Here is a 15,373-nt window from a genome sequence, read left to right as displayed (position 1 = left end):
TGCCTCTTGGGCAAAAAGTTTGCCCGGGCGGCACAAGAGGTGTCCACTGGGCACATGACCACCAGCCCAGCCGGTCCGCCCGCCGGACCCGGCGCCCCCGCCGACCTCGGCAGTCTCTCCGACCCCGGCACTCCCGCCGCCGTCCCGGACGCTCCCGCGGAGGACCACGGGACGCCGGAGGTGGCCGGCCTCGCCGCGAGGCTCCGCGAGCACCGGCTCGGCAGCCGCCTCACCCTGGAGGTCGCCGCCGCCCGGGTCGGTCTCTCCCCAGCCTACTTGTCCCGGCTGGAGACGGGGCGCCGGCAGCCCTCCCTGCCCGTCCTGCTCGGCCTCGCCCGCGCCTACGGCACCTCCGTCTCCGGTCTGCTCGGCGAGGCGTTCACCGAGCCCGACCCGGTGGTGCGCGGCGGCGCGATCGAACCGGGCCGGGCCGGCGGCTGGGGCTACCGGCGGGCCGGCGCGCCCGGCCGGGCGATGCAGGCCCTGCGCGTGCACGTCCCCCCGGGCGTGCAGGACGCGGTGGTCCGGGTCCACCCGGGCGAGGAGTGGCTGTACGTGCTCCGCGGCCGGCTCAGGCTGACCCTGGGCGAGCGGGTCCACCTGCTCGACGAGGGCGACTCGGCGCACTTCGACTCGCTCACCCCGCACTGCATCGCCGCCGACTCCTCGTCCGGGGTCGAGCTGCTCTTCATGCACACCCTGCTGCAGAGCCCCGGCGGCGAACTCTGTCTCGGCGGCGGCCCCGCCGCCCCGCACCACTGACCCGACGTCAGGACATCCGGAGGAGATCCCCATGGCCGATCCCACCACCACCGAGACCGGGGCCGTGTCCGCCCCCGCCGCTTCCCCCGCCCCCGCCGTCGTTCCGGCGCCCGCGGCCGTGCGCGCGAAGCCGGCCAAGACCATCGACGCGGGCAAGCAGGCCAACCGCCGGATCGGCGTCCGCCTGGTGATCTACACGGTCGCCACCCATGCCTTCGCCGGCTTCATCCTGCTCCTCTTCGAGCTGGGCAACCGCAACAAGTAGCCAGCCGCCGAGGGTGGTTCAGCTCTCGCGGAGCACCGCGCAGAGGGCGTCCAGGGCGGCCGGGAAGGCGCGGTCGGACGGGGTCGCGTAGCCGACCACCAGGGCCGGCGCGGCGTCCGGCCCGTCCTGCGGCCGGGTGTCGGGAGCGGCGTCCGGTCCGTCCTGCGGCCGGGTGTCCGGCGCGGCGTCCGGCCGGGTGCCGGGAGCGGGCAGGTCCAGGGGCCGTTCGGCGTCCGGCCCGGCCCGGTACCAGTCGAGCCCGGTCAGGACCAGGCCGGCCGCGCGGGCCCGCCCCAGCACCTCCGCCTCCGGACGGGAGCCCGGCGGCAGCTGCAGCACGGCGTGCAGTCCGGCGGCGATCCCGGTGACCCGGACCTCCGGGGCCCGCTCGGCGAGCGCCGCGACCAGCAGGTCCCGGCGGCGCCGGTAGTGCAGCCGGCAGCGCCGCACATGCCGGTCGTAGCGGCCCGAGGTGATCAGCTCGGCGAAGGTGAGCTGATCGGTCACCGGGCTCATGGTGTCCGCCAGGGCCTTGAGCCGGGCGACCGGTTCGACCAGCTCGTCCGGGAGGGCCAGCCAGGCCAGCCGCAGGCCCGGGGCCAGGCTCTTGGCGGCGGTGCCGCCGTAGACCACGCGGTCCGGGTCGAGCGCCTGCATCGCCCCGAGCGGCTGCCGGTCGTAGCGGAACTCGCCGTCGTAGTCGTCCTCGATCACGTACCCGTCCCGCTCGCGGGCCCAGCGCACCGCCGCCGCCCGGCGGTCGGCGGCCAGCGCGGCACCGCTCGGGAACTGGTGGGCCGGGGTGAGCAGCACCGCCCCCAGGCGGTCCGCGGTCCCGCCCGCCCCGCCCGCCCCGCCCAGGTCGTCCAGCAGGTCGGTCCGGGCCCCGTCGCAGTCCAGCGGCAGCGGGGCGAGGCCGAGCCCGGCCGCCCGCAGCACCTCGCGCTGCGGCGGCAGCCCGTAGCCCTCGACCGCGATCCGGCCCGCCCCGCGCCCGCGCAGCGCGGCGGCCAGCAGGCCGAGGCCCTGGCCGAAGCCGGCGCACACCAGCAGCCGGTCCGGATCGGTGCGCACGCCCCGGACCCGGGCCAGGTAGTCGCAGAGCGCCCGCCGCAGCTCGATCCGGCCGAGCGGCGAGCCGTAGTCGAAGGCGTCGTGCGGGGCGACGGCCAGTGCCCGGCGCGCGCTGGCCAGCCAGGCGCTGCGCGGGAACAGGGAGAGGTCGGGCCGTCCGGCGAGCAGGTCGTGCCGCCCGGTGGGGCGGCGGTCGGCGCGGACGGCGGCGGGGCGCCCGGCGGTCCGGGGCGCGGCGCGGTCGGCGACGGTGGTGCCGGAGCCCGGCCGCGCGCCGAGCCAGCCCTCGGCGGTCAGCTGCCCGTACGCCTCGACGACGGTGTTGCGGGCGATGCCGAGGTCCTCGCCGAGCGCCCGGGAGGACGGCAGCCGGGTGCCCGGGGCGAGCCGGCCGTCCTGGACGGCCTCGCGCAGCGCGTCCTCCAGGGCGGCGCGCAGCCCGGCCCCGGCGGCCCGGCGCTCGGTGAGGTCGAGGTGCAGATCGCCGCCGAACGCCGTCCACGGGGCGTGGTCGCGGGCCCGGCCGCCGCGGGGCGCGGCGGGGGAGGCCCCGGGAGTGGCGGCGGGAGGGGCGGCGGGGGTGTCCCGGGGGGCGCTCCGGGGGGTGTCGGGAGCGTTCCGGGGGGCGCTCGGCCCGGGGCCGGGGGTCGTTCGGGCGCGGCTCATGGCGGGATTATCGCCGCACTCCCCGCGGCCTGCGGATCTCCGGTACATTGCGCCGGACGCACGACCGCGGTGGGGGTGGCGAACATGGCTTACCGGTACGGGAGTTCGGCGGTTCCGCGGCGAAGAAGGCGCCCCGGCGGCGGGGGCTGCCTCGGGGCCTTCCTGACGCTGCTCTGCTGCGCGGCGCTGGGCTACCCGCTGGCCCTGCCGGTCCTGCTGCCCGCCCTGATGAGCGCCCAGTCCCCGCCCCAGCACACCACCCCCGGGCAGGTCGCCGTCCTGGTCGCGATCGCGTACGCGGTCGCCCTGCTCCTGGACGGGCAGGCCGCCCGGCGCCGCCGCCGGGTCGCGCCCTGGGTGGTGCCCGCCCGGGCGGCCGTCCTGGCCGGCGCCTGCTCGCTGCTCGCCCACCTGGTCGGCGCGTACGCGGTGCCGGAGCTCCTCGGCACCCAGGACCCGGCCTCGGCGAACGGCTACGCCCTGCAGTGCCTCGCGGTCGGCGCCTTCGCCTGGGGGTGGCGGACCTCGGTCCGCGGCTGGTCCGGCGACCTGCTGGAGCGGCCCCCGGTCCGTCCGGCCCGCACCGGCGCCGGGCGTTCCGCCACGCGCACCACGACCGTCTCACGGCCGTCGGCGGGGGAGGTGTGGGTGGCGATGGTGCCGTTCCGGGACCGGGCGGAGGCCGCCCGGCACTACTGCGTCGTGGTCGGCACCCGGCCCGGCCACGCCGAGGTGCTGCAGATCACCAGCAAGGACAAGGGCCACCGGGACGACTACATCCGGATGGAGAACGAGGGCTGGGACCGCACCGGAAAGGCGTCCTGGGTCGAGATCGGGATGACCCCGCGCCGGGTGCCGTACGCGAGCTTCCTCGCCGACCACCCGCAGGGCCCGTGCCCGCCGCGGATCTGGCGGGAGATCCAGCGCCGCCAGGCCGCTCTCGGCGCCGCCCCGTCCCCGTCCCCCGCTCCGGCCCCCTCCCCGGCCCCGCGTCCGCGTCCGGTCGGCGGCCCGGCCCCGTCCGCCCGCGGCCCGCGCCGCCCCCCGAGCTCCGCCCGCGGCCGGCAGCCCTGACCCCTTCGGCGGCCGTCGGGTCCGGACCCGGACCCGGACCCGGACCCGGATCAGCTCCAGGTCGCGCCGGCCGGCTCCTGGACCGTCGCGTTGATCCGGTTGAAGAAGTTCGTCAGCCCGATCATCAGGATGATCGCCGAGAGCTGCTCCTCGTTGAAGTGGTCCGCCGCCGCGTCCCAGACCGCGTCCGGCACCGCCTGGCCGGAACGGTCGGCGATCCGGGTCGCCGCCTCGGTGAGTTCGAGCGCGGCCCGCTCCTCCTCGTCGAAGAACGGCGCCTCCCGCCAGGCGGCGACGGCGTGCAGCCGCTCGTCCGTCTCCCCGGCCTTCTTGGCCCCGGTGACACCGGCGAACACACAGGCGCTGCACCCGTTGATCTGACTGGCCCGCAGGTGCACCAGCTCCAGGATCCGGTGCGGGACCCCGCCCTGGTACATCGCCTTGTAGATGCTCTGGATGCCCTTCATCGCGTCCGGCAGGACCATGGCGGGGTTCTTCATGCGGGCGGTGTGGCTGGTCATCGGTGGATCCTCCGGGTCTGGGTGGTCCGCGTCGGCCTCGGCGTCACGCGGAGCGGTTAACGTCCGTCGAAGAACTGACGGATCCCGACGCGAGGATGTGACAGGTGGACGGGGAAGACTTTCTGGCGGCCCGCTTCGAGGAGCAACGGCCCCATCTCCGGGCGGTGGCCTACCGGATGCTCGGCTCGCTGAGCGAGGCCGAGGACGCGGTGCAGGAGGCCTGGTTCAAGCTGAGCCGCTCCGACGTGAGCGAGGTGGCCAACCTGGCGGGCTGGCTGACCACCGTGGTCGGACGGGTCTGCCTGGACCTGCTGCGCTCGCGGGCGTCCCGGCGCGAGGACCCGCTGGAGCACCAGGACGGCCAGGAGGTCCGGCTGCCCGATCCGATCATCGGCGGCATCCGGGCCCTCGACCCCGAACAGGAGATACTCACCGCCGACTCGGTCGGCATCGCCCTGATGATCGTCCTGGAGACGCTGGGACCGGCGGAGCGGCTCGCCTTCGTCCTGCACGACATGTTCTCGGTGCCGTTCGACGAGATCGCCCCGATCCTCGACCGCACCGCCGCCTCCACCCGTCAGCTCGCCAGCCGCGCCCGGCGACGGGTCCAGGGCGCCGCCCCCGCGCCGGACGCCGACCTGGCGCTGCGCCGCGAGGTGGTGCGGGCGTTCCTGGCCGCCGCCCGCGGCGGGGACTTCGAGGCGCTGCTCGCCGTCCTCGACCCCGATGTGGTGGCCCGCTCCGACGGCGGCACCCTGCGCCCCGCCACGCTCCGGCGCGGCGCGACCGAGGTGGCGACCGGGGCGAGCCTGTTCGGGTCGCAGTTCACCGGCGAGTCCCGGATGGTGCTGGTCAACGGGGAGCCGGCGGTGGCCAGCTTCCTCGACGGACGTCCGCTCTCGCTCGCGGTGTTCACCGTGCGCGGCGGCAGGGTCGTCGCGCTGGACATCTTCACCGACCCGGAGCGGCTGGAGCGGCTCGGCCTGTCGGCCGTCTGACGCCGTGCCGGGCGCCGTCGGCCGGGTCGTGGGACACCTCCACGGCCCGGCCGGCGGCACCCCCTACCCCTCGTCGCCCCCGTGCGGCAGGATGTCGAAAAGATCTTGTCCAGGGATGTCGAGACCCCGCGGCCCGCTCCGACCGAAGGGTGAGAGCGCGCCGGACGGAGCGCACGACCGGGAGGACACCCGAGATGAAGTACCTCGCCATGATCTACGGCAACCAGGCGAAGTGGGACGCGTTCCCGGCCGAGGAGTGGCCGGAGGCGATCGCCAAGCAGGAGGCCTTCAACACCAAGTACCGCGAGAGCGGCGAACTCCTCGGCGCCTACGGCCTCGCCGACGCCGCCGCCGCCCAGCTGGTCCGCCGCGCCGACGGCCTGCCCGTCGTCACCGACGGCCCGTACCTGGAGACCAAGGAGTACCTGGCCAGCTTCTACGTCCTCGACTGCGAGAGCCTGGAGCGCGCCCAGCGGATCGCCGCCGACATGCCGTACGCGGACGTCGACCCGGTCGAACTGTGGCCGATCCTGCACGAGTCCCCGTCCCCCGACGCGGCGGACGTGTGAGCGGCGGCCCACTGCCCGGACCGGGCGTCGCCGAGGGCCTGACGCCGGGACCGGGCGTCCCCGAGGGCCTGCTGCGCGAACTCGCGCCGCAGGCCCTCGGGGCGCTGGTGCGCCGCCACGGCCGGGGCCTGTTCGACGCCTGCGAGGACGCCGTGCAGGAGGCGCTGCTGGCCGCCGCCACCCAGTGGCCGGCCGACGGCCTGCCGGAGAACCCGCGCGGCTGGCTGGTGACGGTCGCCACCCGGCGGCTGGTCGACAGCGTCCGCAGCGAGGCGGCCCGGCGCCGCCGCGAGGACGCCCTCGCCCTCGCCACCCCGCAGTCCGCCCTGCTCGGCCCCGCCCCCGACGCGGCCGCCGACGCCGACCGGGACGACTCCCTGCACCTGCTGTTCCTCTGCTGCCACCCCGATCTGTCCGCCCCCAGCCGGATCGCCCTCACCCTGCGCGCCGTCGGCGGTCTGACGACCGCGCAGATCGCGGCCGCGTTCCTGGTGCCGGAGGCCACGATGGCCCAGCGGATCAGCCGGGCGAAGCAGACCGTCCGCTCCTCCGGCCTGCCCGCCCGGCAGCGGGCCGAACGCCTCGCCGAGGTCCGCCAGGTCCTCTACCTGGTCTTCAACGAGGGCTACACCACCAGCGGCGGCGAGGACCTGACCGCCCCCGAACTGTCCACCGAGGCGATCCGGCTGACCCGGCTCCTGCTCCGGCTGGTCCCGGACGACCCCGAGACCGCCGGACTGCTCGCCCTCATGCTGCTCACCGACGCCCGCCGGCCCGCCCGCACCGGCCCGGACGGGGTCCTGGTGCCACTGGCGGAGCAGGACCGCTCGCGCTGGAACCGGCCCCTGCTGGAGGAGGGCGTGGCCCTGATCGGCCGGACCCTGCCGCGCGGCCCGGTCGGCCCGTACCAGGTCCAGGCCGCGATCGCCGCCGTCCACGACGAGGCGCCGGACGCGGAGTCCACGGACTGGCCGCAGATCCTGGCCCTCTACGACGTGCTCGAAGGCTTTGGCGCCAACCCCTTCGTCACCCTCAACCGCGCCGTCGCCCTCGCCCTGGTCGACGGCCCGGCGGCCGGCCTGGCCGCGCTCGCCCCGCTGGAGCAGGACCGCAGGTTCGCCCGGCACCACCGCCTCCTCGCCACCCGGGCCCACCTGCTGGAACTGCTCGGCGACCCGACGGCCGCCACCGTCTACCGCGACGCCGCCCGCCGCACCACCAGCGCCCCCGAACGCCGCCACCTCACCGAGCGGGCCCGCCGACTGGAGACCGACCACCGACCGGAGAGCTCGCAGCCATGACCGAACGCACCGTGATCCGCGACGACGTCACCCTCGTCTGCCACGACCGGGGCGGCGACGGCCCACCGCTGCTCCTGCTGCACGGCCTGGCCGGGTACGGGGGCGAGTGGGACACGCTCGCCCGGCACCTCGGGCCGAGGTACCGGGTGGTCACCGTCGACCAGCGCGGCCACGGCGCCAGTACCCGCCGCCCGGCGGACGTCTCCCGGGCCGCCCACGTCGCCGATGTGGTCGCCGTGATCGAGCAACTGGACCTCGGCCCGGTGACCCTGCTCGGCCAGTCCTACGGCGGGCACGCCGCGATGCTGGCCGCCGCCGCGCACCCGGAACTCGTCGAGCGCCTGGTGATGGTCGAGGCCGGCCCGGCCGCCGGCTCGGCCGAGACCGTCGCCGACATCGGTGCCTGGTTCGCCTCCTGGCCGACCCCGTTCGCCACGGCCTCGGCCGCCGTCGAATTCCTGGGCGGCGGCGCCGTCGGCGAGGCCTGGGCGGCCGGGCTCGAGGAACGCGCCGACGGCCGGTACCCGCGCTTCGACCCGGACGTCATGGTGGCGTCCCTCACCGACAACACCCACCGCTCCTGGTGGCCGGAGTGGGCCCGGATCGCCTGCCCCGCCCTGGTCGTCCTCGCGCAGTCCACCATCATCGACGCCGAGCAGCTCGACCGCATGCACCGCGACCGCCCCGACATCGTCCTCGCGAGCATCCCCGGCACCACCCACGACCTCCACCTCGAACGCCCGGAGGCCCTGGTGGAGTTGCTCGAAGCCTTCTGCACCACCGGCCCCGCTCGCGGGTAACCCGGCAAGGCCCCGGCCCGCCGCCCGCCGCCCGCCGCGTCCGCCGCCTGCCGCGCTCGCTGCGCGCCGCGTCCGCTGCGCGCCGTGCCCGCTGCGCAGGAAGTCGACGGGGCCGACTTCCCGCGCAGCGGGGGCTAACGCCCCGGCCCTCGGGAAGGCCTGGGGAAGCGCGGAGCAGGAACGATTCCTCCGCGGGCGACATCGACACTCCGCGACCCGCCGCGCAGGAAGTCGACCGGCCCGACTTCCTGCGCGGCTTGCCCTCGACCGCTGCACCCCTCGGGCCGCCACCGAGGGGTGCAGAAAGGTTTCTTCGGTCTGGGGTTCCGGTGAGGTGGCGTGGGAAGTCGGCCTCTCCGACTTCCTGTGCGGCCGGCCCCCGTTGTTGCGCCTCGGGCGGTCGGCCTGTGGTGTGGTTGGGCTGCGCAGGAAGTCGACGGCGCCGACTTCCTGCGCAGCGGGGGCCAACGCCCAGGCCTTCGGGAAGGCCTGGGGAAGCGCGGAGCAGGAACGATTCCTCCGCGGGCGACATCGACACTCCGCGACCCGCCGCGCAGGAAGTCGACCGGCCCGACTTCCTGCGCGGCTTGCCCGCTCGACCGCTGCACCCCTCGGGCCGCCACCGAGGGGTGCAGAAAGGTTTCTTCGGTCTGGGGTTCCGGTGAGGTGGCGTGGGAAGTCGGCCTCTCCGACTTCCTGTGCGGCCGGCCCCCGTTGTTGCGCCTCGGGCGGTCGGCCTGCGGTGCGGTTGGGCTGCGCAGGAAGTCGACGGCGCCGATTTCCTGCGCAGCGGAGGCCAGCCCGCCGTGCCCCTAACGGAGTTGTTGCGGTGCCGTGCGCAGCCGGGTGTGCAGGTGGCCGTCGAGGGGGAAGGCGGGCGGGGTCGCGGTGAGGACACGCTCGAAGGCGTACCCGCTCTTCTCCGCGACCCGGCAGGAGGCGGTGTTGTCCACCTGGTGCAGCAGTTCGAGCCGTTGGAGCCCGCCCGGGCCCAGGGTGTCGAAGGCCCAGTCGGTGAGCGCCTCCAGGGCGCGCGGCGCGACGCCCCGGCCGCGGGCGGGGGCGGCCGTCCAGTAGCCGACCTCGGCGGTGGACCCGCCGGGCGAGACCCGCTTGAGCACGAGGTTGCCCAGCGCCGGCCCCGGCTCCGCGTCCGGCCGCTCCTCCAGGACGGCGAAGGCGAACCGGTGTCCCGCCGCCCAGGCCTCCTGTTGGGTGTCCACCCAACGGAGCGCGTCCGCCTCGTCGTCGAGGACCGAGGTCGTCCAGCGGCGCAACACCGGGTCCCGGTACACCTCGACGAGTGCCGGCGCGTCCTCGCTCCGCCAGGGCCGGAGCAGCAGAGCGGGGGCGGACGGGGTGGCGTCGGCGTACAGGACCACGGTGTCGTTCATCGGAGGATCGTATCCGGGCGATCGTCCGACGCCTGGTCAACAGCCGTGACACCGCAGGCCGATGGGGGTGCCGTCGTCCGAGGGGTGCGTGGCAGACTGGGCGGCCGACAGACAGTTCGTTCGAGTAGGACACGGGGGCGGGCATGAGCGGTCGGGGGACGGTGCTCGGCGGGCGCTACACCCTGACCGGGCGCATCGGCGGCGGCGGGATGGGCGCCGTCTGGCGGGCCGAGGACTCGGTGCTCGGGCGGCCGGTGGCGGTGAAGATCCTCCACCCGGCGCTGCTGGCGGACGTGACCTTCGCCGAACGCTTCCGCCGCGAGGCGCGCATGCTCGCCCTGCTCGACCACGCCGGCATCGTCGACGTGCACGACTACGGCGAGGAGGAGCCGCCGGACGCGGACGGCGACCGCCTCGCGTATCTGGTGATGGAGCTGGTCGACGGCCGGCCGCTGGACCGGGTCCTCGCCGCGGACGGGGCCTTCCCGCCCGCGCGGGCGCTCGGACTGCTCGCCGAGGCGCTGGACGCCCTGCACGCCGCCCACCGGCGCGGGATCGTGCATCGCGACGTCAAGCCGTCCAACCTGATGCTCCGGGCCGACGGCCGGGTGACGGTCACGGACTTCGGCATCGCCCGGTCCATGGCCGGGACCAGGCTCACGGCCTCGCACGCGGTGATCGGCACCGCGCTCTACATGGCGCCGGAACAGGCCGAGGGCAAGGCCGTCACCCCGGCCGTCGATCTCTACGCGATCGGCGTGGTCTGCTACGAACTGCTCGTCGGCAGGCCGCCGTTCACCGGCGGGGGCATGCTGGAGGTGGCGCTCAAGCACCTGCGCGAGCCCGCGCCGGAGCTGCCGGGGGACATCCCGCCGGCGGTGCGCGCGTTCGTCGCGACGGCGCTGGCGAAGGACCCGGGGGACCGGTTCGCCGACGCGGCCGCGATGGCGGCGGCGGCCCGGGCGGCGGCGGGCGGCGAAGGGCCGTCGGCGCTCGCGGCGCCCGCGCCCGCGGTGGCCAAGCCTTCCGCCGCGAAGGAAGCCCCCGCGGAATCCGTCGCCGAGGTGGTTCCTTCGGCGAGCACGGAGCGGTCCGGACGGCTGCGCAGGCGCGGCTTCCTGGTGCCGGTGGTCCTGCCGATCGTGATCTCGGTCGGTACGGCCACCGTGCTGCTCGTCGAGCGGGCGCCGTTCACCTCGCGGGCGCAGGAACCGGGTTCGCCGCCCGCGGTCACGGTGACCATGACCGCCTGGCCTGCGGGTGCGTCGCCGACCGGGGCCCCGACCCCGTCCCTGTCCGCCGTCCCGACCGTGCCGGGTGCTCCGTCGGGTTCGTCCTCCCCGTCCTCCCTGGCCTCCCCGGCCACCCCGGGCGGGAAGCCCACGCCTTCGTCCACGACTCCGCCGCCGCCCTCCGCGTCCAGGCCGGGCGGGTCCCCGTCCGCGGCCCCGAGCGCTCCGCAGCCGCCCCAGCAGTCACCCGCCCAGGCCCAACAGTCCACCCCGGCGGGCCCGTCCACCGCCCCGTCCTCCGCGGTGACCGGCGCGCCTCCGGCCGCGGTGCCCCCGGCGACCACCGCCCCCGGAGGTGCCCCGGCGAGCGGCTGCGGCGGCACCAACTGGGGCTACATCACCAATGTCGCCGACGGCCTCCGGATGGGCCTCTCCCAGGACGGCCTCGCCGGCGGCCAGGCCGTGGTCATGGGTGGCGCGACCGGCTACGGCTGGGTGCACACCGTTCCCAGCAGCTGGCACCAGTTCAACCCCTGCAAGCTGAGCGCCCCCGTCCTGGTGCAGGAGATGGACGGCCGGGTGGCGCTGTCCAACGGCTTCAGCTTCCTCACCAACTGGACGGTCACGGCCGCGACCACCCCGGGGGCCTTCTACCTGAAGGACTACATGGGCCAGAACTGCCTGACCGACAACGGCGTCGGCGCCCAGCTCACCATGACCGCCTGCACCCCCGGCAACAAGACCCAGGAGTTCCGCATCCCCTAGTAGGTGTTAGCAGCTATTAGTGGCTGTTAAGGGCTGGACGTCGGCGCTGACGATGTGCCAGGATCGTCCTGCGGCCGACCGCAGGGGGCGGCCGCAGAAGGGGAGGACCAGTCATGTCCCAGGAGAACCCGGAGTACGTGTCGGTGCCGGTGCCGGCCCACCTCGTCCCGGCCGTGTACGCCTTCATCGCCGAGCGCAGCGGTGTCACCGCAGGTGTCGTCGCCGCGCCCACCGCCGGGGACCTCGCGATCAGGTCCCCGCAGGGCGAGCAGCAGCGCCGCCGCGACGAGTGGACCGTCGAGGACCTCCGCACGCTGATCAGTGACCGCCGCGACTCCGTCCAGGTGGTCGTGGCCATTCTCGACATCCTCGCCGAGCAGCCCGGCACCCGGGTCGGCTACGGCGACCTCGCCGGGGCGCTGAAGCTCGACCGCACCCGGCTGCGCGGCGCGCTGTCCGGCTTCACCCGCGTCCTGAAGGCCCACTACGAGCGGGAGTTCTGGCCGATGTGGTGGACCGAGGTGCCGGCGGGCGAGGGGCGGGGCAGCGAGTTCGTGTACTACGTCAGCGAGGTCGTCGCGAAGCGCTGGCGCGAGGCTCGCGCCGAGGCCTGAGCGGCGGTGAAAGGTGCCGAGTGGCGGTCAACGCCACTCGGCACCCGCCGTCCGGCCGTCACTGGGTGCCGCTCACAGCTCCACCTGCCGCCAGCCGTCGCCGCCCGCTCCCACCGGAGCAGGCGAGAAGTCGTAGCGGACGCCCTGCGGCCCGAGGGCGAGCAGGGAGATCGAGGAGGAGCCCCAGATCCGGCCGTTCCCGAAGTTGCGCCGCTGGACCAGGGCGGCGGGGGCGTCGAGGGGCAGCCCGTCCCCGGTGACGATCGGCAGCCAGGCGCCCCAGGCCCGCTCGGTGTTCGGGTCGTCGAGCGGCGGCAGTGGGCGGGGCTCGGCCTCGAACCGGGCCCGGAAGTGGTCGGCGCGGGCGGCCATCAGCGAGCGGATCCGCTCGGAGGCGGTGCGGCTCTCGGCCAGGCCCTCCGGTCCGTCGTTCAGGACCACGCTCAGCCCGGTCGGCAGGTCCAGTGCGACGAGCCGGCCGCCGGTCCCGCCGCCCCAGCTGAGCACCCGGGCGCCGTCGGGCCGGACGACGACCAGGTGGAACGGGTCGTACCGGTCGAGCTCCAGGGTGTCGATCCGGCCGCCCCGGACGGCGAGCAGCGGCAGTTCACCGCGCGAGAGCCGGGCGGCTTCCGGTGCCGAGGTGCCGAAGCCGTTCAGCAGGCAGGCCGCCACCGGTTCGGAGCCTCCGGAGCCCGTGCTGCCCGGCTCCACCGCGAGCCACGTCCCGCCGGCGACCAGGTCGAGTCCGCCGACCACCGTGGGCTGCGCGGGCCAGTGGTGGCCGGGCGGAGACCAGCGCCGTCCGACGTACTCGTCCCGCACCGACAGCAGCAGTACCGGCACCGCTGCGGACGGCTCGATGCTCACGAACGCCGTACACACGTCCTGTCCCCCTGACCTCGCCCTCCCCGCGATCCTCGCACGCCTGTTCGCCGATCGGGAGGGGCAGGTCCTGCGGGCGTCCGGGGTGTCCCGGACGTCCGGGACACCCCGGACGCCCGCAGGACGCTCGGGCGCCGAAGATGCTCGTCCGACCCCCCGGTTGCACCGCGCTCCGTGTACTCCGTGCACTTTGCAAAGTGCGACTTTGCAAAGTGCACGGAGCCCGAGCCCGGCTCCTTGCTCCGCCCTGATTCGGGCCTTCCCAGCCCTTCCCGGCCCTTCCCCGCCCTCCTCCGCCCTCCTCCGCACTTTGCAAAGTCACACTTTGCAAAGTGCGGAGCGCACAGCAGGGGCGAGGGGGGAGAGTAGGAGAGACCGGGGGAGAGCAGGGGAGAGCACGGGAAAGCGGGCGCCAGCGGCTGCGGCAGCGGCTGCCCGCCACTGGAGTGGCCCATGATTTCCGTGCCCGAACGTACCGAAGCGCCAGGCCGCCACGCCCCTAGGCTGAACGCTATGACGACCACGAACAACACCCCCGTCACCCCCGCCGACACCCCGGTCCCCGCGCCCGCCCAGCGCATCTCGCTCCCGGACCTCGCCCCCGATTTCTACAAGGCGATGATCGGCCTGGACCGCCGGGCCCGCCAGGGCGTGGACCCGGTCCTCGCCGAGCTGGTCAAGGTGCACGCCTCGATGATCAACGGCTGTGCCTTCTGCATCGACATGCACAGCACCGACGCCCTCGGGAACGGCGAGCAGAACCACCGCCTGCTCTCCCTCCCGGCCTGGCGCGAGACCCCGTGGTTCACCGCCAAGGAGCGCGCCGCCCTGGCGCTGACCGAGTCCTTCACCCTGCTCACCCAGGGCCATGTGCCGGACGCCGTCTACAACGAGGCGGCCGCGCACTTCGAGGAGGCCGAGCTGGCGCAGCTGATCGCGCTGATCATCACCATCAACGCCTGGAACCGGATCGGCGTCGGCACCCGGCTCAGCCCGGCCGCGAAGTAGCGGGGCGGCGGACGATGACGGTCGAGCAGCGGGAGAAGGCCCGCGCCCTGCGTGAACTCCACCGCCCGGGCGAGCCGTTGGTGCTCGCCAACGTCTGGGACGCGACCAGCGCCCGGCTGGTCGCGGCGGCCGGGGCGCGGGCCCTCGCCACGGCCAGCGCGAGCGTCAGCTGGGCGCTCGGCAGCGCCGACGGCGAGGGCGCCGACCGCTCGCTGGTGCTGGCGCAGACGGAGCTGATCGTCCGCGCGGCCGGCCCGCTGCCGGTCTCGGCGGATCTGGAGAGCGGGTTCGCCGGGACCGCCGCGGGGGTCGGCGGGACGGTCGAGGCACTGCTCGCCACCGGCGCGGCCGGCGTCAACCTGGAGGACGGGGGTCGGCCGGTCGCCGAGGCGGCCGAGCGGATCGCGGCGGCCCGGGCGGCGGCGGACGCGGCCGGGGTGCCGCTGTTCGTCAACGGCCGCACCGACGTGTTCCTGCACGCCGGGGGCGACGCGGACCCGGCGGAGCTGCTGGACGAGGCGGTGGCCAGGCTGCGGGCCTACGCGGAGGCGGGCGCCGACGGGGTGTTCGCCCCGGGGGTGTCCGATCCGGCGGTGATCGCCGCACTGGTCGCGGCCGTTCCGGCGCCGCTCAATGTGCTGGCCGGACCGGGCTCGCCGTCCGTGCCGGAGCTGGCGGCGCTGGGCGTGGCCAGGATCAGCCTGGGGCCGGGTCTGGCGAAGGCGGCGTACGCGGCGGTGCGCCGCGCCGCCGAGGAGGTGTACGGGGACGGAACGTACTCCGCGCTCGGCGGCGGGCTCGACTACGGGGAGTTGCAGGGGCTGTTCGTCACCCGGTGAGCGCGCCGAGGGTGCCGAGCGTGCCCACGGCGTGGTTGACGAGGGTGCCGTTGGAGCAGGTGGTGGGCCCGGCGCCGTGGCTGCCGAGGGCGGGGACGGCCGCGAACTCCTGGAGGCAGGCCGCGGCGGACGCGAAGTCCGGCCCGGTCGCCGCGCCACCACCGGAGCCGGCGCCCGCGCCACCATCGGAGCCGGCACCGGCGCCGGAGTCCGGACCGGGGGCCGAGCCCGCCGCGAACGCGGCGGTAGGTGCGGCGGCCAGCGCCAGCGCGGCCAGCAGGAGCGCGCCCGGCCGCCGCACGCCGCTCACAGGCCGTGCCCGATCTCGCCGCTGAGTCCCGGGTGGGTCATCTGGTTGGTGCCGATGGCCTCGATCTCGCTCGCCGTACCGCCGACCACCGGCAGGTCCTTCGCCTCGTGCAGCAGGAGGTCGGCGGGGGAGAGGGTCATCCCGTTGGACAGGCCGCCGAGCGCGTCCGGGGAGGCCGCGGTGGAGGTGGCGGCGGACGCGGACGGCACGGCGGCGGCGAGACCGGCCACGGTGAGGGCGGCCAGGGCGGCGAGTTTCTTCATGAACCCCCCAACGACCCGGCCGCCCCGAGGTCA

Annotated in this window: 17 protein-coding genes; 11 read left to right on the top strand and 6 right to left on the bottom strand. The window is 75.6% G+C overall.

Going from position 1 to position 15,373, the window contains the following annotated elements:
* Positions 1–54 precede the first annotated feature (54 nt).
* Together ACW14Y_RS20095 and ACW14Y_RS20090 are read left to right on the top strand one after the other, a co-directional pair.
* Complete coding sequence (locus tag ACW14Y_RS20095) at positions 55–762, top strand: helix-turn-helix domain-containing protein (RefSeq protein ID WP_380310258.1); 708 nt, start codon at positions 55–57, stop codon at positions 760–762.
* 31 nt (positions 763–793) lie between these two features.
* Positions 794–1,027 carry a DUF6126 family protein gene (locus ACW14Y_RS20090; protein WP_380310260.1) on the top strand — a complete coding sequence of 78 codons (234 nt, stop codon included), beginning with the start codon at positions 794–796 and terminating at the stop codon, positions 1,025–1,027.
* Positions 1,028–1,045: 18 nt separating this feature from the next.
* Here the strand turns inward: ACW14Y_RS20090 and pdxR are convergent, their stop codons facing one another.
* A complete protein-coding gene (pdxR, locus tag ACW14Y_RS20085; protein ID WP_456987954.1) occupies positions 1,046–2,767 on the bottom strand; it encodes a MocR-like pyridoxine biosynthesis transcription factor PdxR in 1,722 nt (573 codons plus the stop codon).
* An 84-nt stretch (positions 2,768–2,851) separates the two neighbouring features.
* Between pdxR and ACW14Y_RS20080 the strand changes: the two genes are divergently transcribed.
* Positions 2,852–3,841 carry a hypothetical protein gene (locus ACW14Y_RS20080; protein ID WP_456987952.1) on the top strand — a complete coding sequence of 330 codons (990 nt, stop codon included), beginning with the start codon at positions 2,852–2,854 and terminating at the stop codon, positions 3,839–3,841.
* A gap of 50 nt (positions 3,842–3,891) precedes the next feature.
* Here the strand turns inward: ACW14Y_RS20080 and ACW14Y_RS20075 are convergent, their stop codons facing one another.
* The gene (locus ACW14Y_RS20075) at positions 3,892–4,362 is read right to left on the bottom strand and encodes a carboxymuconolactone decarboxylase family protein (RefSeq protein ID WP_234325997.1); all 471 of its coding nucleotides are present in this window, start codon (positions 4,360–4,362) and stop codon (positions 3,892–3,894) included.
* Positions 4,363–4,466: 104 nt separating this feature from the next.
* Here ACW14Y_RS20075 and ACW14Y_RS20070 point away from each other — a divergent pair, with 104 nt between their 5' ends.
* From ACW14Y_RS20070 to ACW14Y_RS20055, 4 genes are all read left to right on the top strand, one after another.
* A complete protein-coding gene (locus tag ACW14Y_RS20070) occupies positions 4,467–5,360 on the top strand; it encodes a sigma-70 family RNA polymerase sigma factor (RefSeq protein WP_380437486.1) in 894 nt (297 codons plus the stop codon).
* Between the two features lie 194 nt (positions 5,361–5,554).
* Positions 5,555–5,929, top strand: coding sequence for a YciI family protein (locus tag ACW14Y_RS20065; RefSeq protein WP_266270335.1), 375 nt, complete (start codon positions 5,555–5,557; stop codon positions 5,927–5,929).
* 38 nt (positions 5,930–5,967) lie between these two features.
* Complete coding sequence (locus tag ACW14Y_RS20060; RefSeq protein WP_456988214.1) at positions 5,968–7,230, top strand: RNA polymerase sigma factor; 1,263 nt, start codon at positions 5,968–5,970, stop codon at positions 7,228–7,230.
* A complete protein-coding gene (locus ACW14Y_RS20055) occupies positions 7,227–8,030 on the top strand; it encodes an alpha/beta fold hydrolase (protein WP_456987949.1) in 804 nt (267 codons plus the stop codon). The genes ACW14Y_RS20060 and ACW14Y_RS20055 overlap by 4 nt, the downstream gene beginning before the upstream one ends.
* An 812-nt stretch (positions 8,031–8,842) precedes the next feature.
* Here the strand turns inward: ACW14Y_RS20055 and ACW14Y_RS20050 are convergent.
* The gene (locus ACW14Y_RS20050) at positions 8,843–9,424 is read right to left on the bottom strand and encodes a GNAT family N-acetyltransferase (protein WP_456987947.1); all 582 of its coding nucleotides are present in this window, start codon (positions 9,422–9,424) and stop codon (positions 8,843–8,845) included.
* Positions 9,425–9,567: 143 nt separating this feature from the next.
* On the opposite strand from ACW14Y_RS20050, the gene ACW14Y_RS20045 reads away from it, so the two are divergent.
* Both ACW14Y_RS20045 and ACW14Y_RS20040 read left to right on the top strand, forming a co-directional pair.
* Positions 9,568–11,421 (top strand): protein kinase domain-containing protein, encoded by a 1,854-nt coding sequence (locus ACW14Y_RS20045; RefSeq protein WP_456987945.1) that lies wholly within the window; start codon positions 9,568–9,570, stop codon positions 11,419–11,421.
* A 113-nt stretch (positions 11,422–11,534) separates the two neighbouring features.
* The gene (locus tag ACW14Y_RS20040) at positions 11,535–12,035 is read left to right on the top strand and encodes a hypothetical protein (RefSeq protein ID WP_456987943.1); all 501 of its coding nucleotides are present in this window, start codon (positions 11,535–11,537) and stop codon (positions 12,033–12,035) included.
* Positions 12,036–12,107: 72 nt separating this feature from the next.
* On the opposite strand, the gene ACW14Y_RS20035 is transcribed toward ACW14Y_RS20040, so the two are convergent.
* Positions 12,108–12,905 (bottom strand): NRDE family protein, encoded by a 798-nt coding sequence (locus ACW14Y_RS20035; protein ID WP_456987941.1) that lies wholly within the window; start codon positions 12,903–12,905, stop codon positions 12,108–12,110.
* A gap of 528 nt (positions 12,906–13,433) precedes the next feature.
* On the opposite strand from ACW14Y_RS20035, the gene ACW14Y_RS20030 reads away from it, so the two are divergent.
* Positions 13,434–13,928, top strand: a complete 495-nt coding sequence (locus ACW14Y_RS20030; protein ID WP_380437498.1) for a carboxymuconolactone decarboxylase family protein — start codon at positions 13,434–13,436, stop codon at positions 13,926–13,928.
* Between the two features lie 14 nt (positions 13,929–13,942).
* On the top strand, positions 13,943–14,767 hold the full coding sequence (locus tag ACW14Y_RS20025) for an isocitrate lyase/PEP mutase family protein (protein WP_456987939.1): 825 nt from the start codon (positions 13,943–13,945) through the stop codon (positions 14,765–14,767).
* Here ACW14Y_RS20025 and ACW14Y_RS20020 read toward each other — a convergent pair.
* Both ACW14Y_RS20020 and ACW14Y_RS20015 read right to left on the bottom strand, forming a co-directional pair.
* On the bottom strand, positions 14,757–15,077 hold the full coding sequence (locus tag ACW14Y_RS20020; protein ID WP_456987937.1) for a hypothetical protein: 321 nt from the start codon (positions 15,075–15,077) through the stop codon (positions 14,757–14,759). The genes ACW14Y_RS20025 and ACW14Y_RS20020 overlap by 11 nt on opposite strands.
* Complete coding sequence (locus ACW14Y_RS20015) at positions 15,074–15,340, bottom strand: hypothetical protein (protein ID WP_266270324.1); 267 nt, start codon at positions 15,338–15,340, stop codon at positions 15,074–15,076. The genes ACW14Y_RS20020 and ACW14Y_RS20015 overlap by 4 nt, the downstream gene beginning before the upstream one ends.
* Positions 15,341–15,373: the final 33 nt, after the last annotated feature.

It is taken from the genome of Kitasatospora sp. cg17-2 (assembly GCF_054031055.1).
The sequence above is the reverse complement of the archived record's forward strand: the minus strand, read 5'-3'. Positions and strand labels throughout refer to the sequence as shown.

Excerpts from the sequence above, each read along its gene's own strand:
- ACW14Y_RS20045 (WP_456987945.1), top strand. The coding sequence starts at position 9,568 with ATGAGCGGTCGGGGGACGGTGCTCGGCGGGCGCTACACCCTGACCGGG.
- ACW14Y_RS20025 (WP_456987939.1), top strand. The coding sequence starts at position 13,943 with ATGACGGTCGAGCAGCGGGAGAAGGCCCGCGCCCTGCGTGAACTCCAC.
- ACW14Y_RS20055 (WP_456987949.1), top strand. The coding sequence starts at position 7,227 with ATGACCGAACGCACCGTGATCCGCGACGACGTCACCCTCGTCTGCCAC.
- ACW14Y_RS20080 (WP_456987952.1), top strand. The coding sequence starts at position 2,852 with ATGGCTTACCGGTACGGGAGTTCGGCGGTTCCGCGGCGAAGAAGGCGC.
- ACW14Y_RS20030 (WP_380437498.1), top strand. The coding sequence starts at position 13,434 with ATGACGACCACGAACAACACCCCCGTCACCCCCGCCGACACCCCGGTC.
- ACW14Y_RS20095 (WP_380310258.1), top strand. The coding sequence starts at position 55 with ATGACCACCAGCCCAGCCGGTCCGCCCGCCGGACCCGGCGCCCCCGCC.
- pdxR (WP_456987954.1), bottom strand. The coding sequence starts at position 2,767 with ATGAGCCGCGCCCGAACGACCCCCGGCCCCGGGCCGAGCGCCCCCCGG.
- ACW14Y_RS20075 (WP_234325997.1), bottom strand. The coding sequence starts at position 4,362 with ATGACCAGCCACACCGCCCGCATGAAGAACCCCGCCATGGTCCTGCCG.
- ACW14Y_RS20065 (WP_266270335.1), top strand. The coding sequence starts at position 5,555 with ATGAAGTACCTCGCCATGATCTACGGCAACCAGGCGAAGTGGGACGCG.
- ACW14Y_RS20040 (WP_456987943.1), top strand. The coding sequence starts at position 11,535 with ATGTCCCAGGAGAACCCGGAGTACGTGTCGGTGCCGGTGCCGGCCCAC.
- ACW14Y_RS20050 (WP_456987947.1), bottom strand. The coding sequence starts at position 9,424 with ATGAACGACACCGTGGTCCTGTACGCCGACGCCACCCCGTCCGCCCCC.
- ACW14Y_RS20090 (WP_380310260.1), top strand. The coding sequence starts at position 794 with ATGGCCGATCCCACCACCACCGAGACCGGGGCCGTGTCCGCCCCCGCC.
- ACW14Y_RS20015 (WP_266270324.1), bottom strand. The coding sequence starts at position 15,340 with ATGAAGAAACTCGCCGCCCTGGCCGCCCTCACCGTGGCCGGTCTCGCC.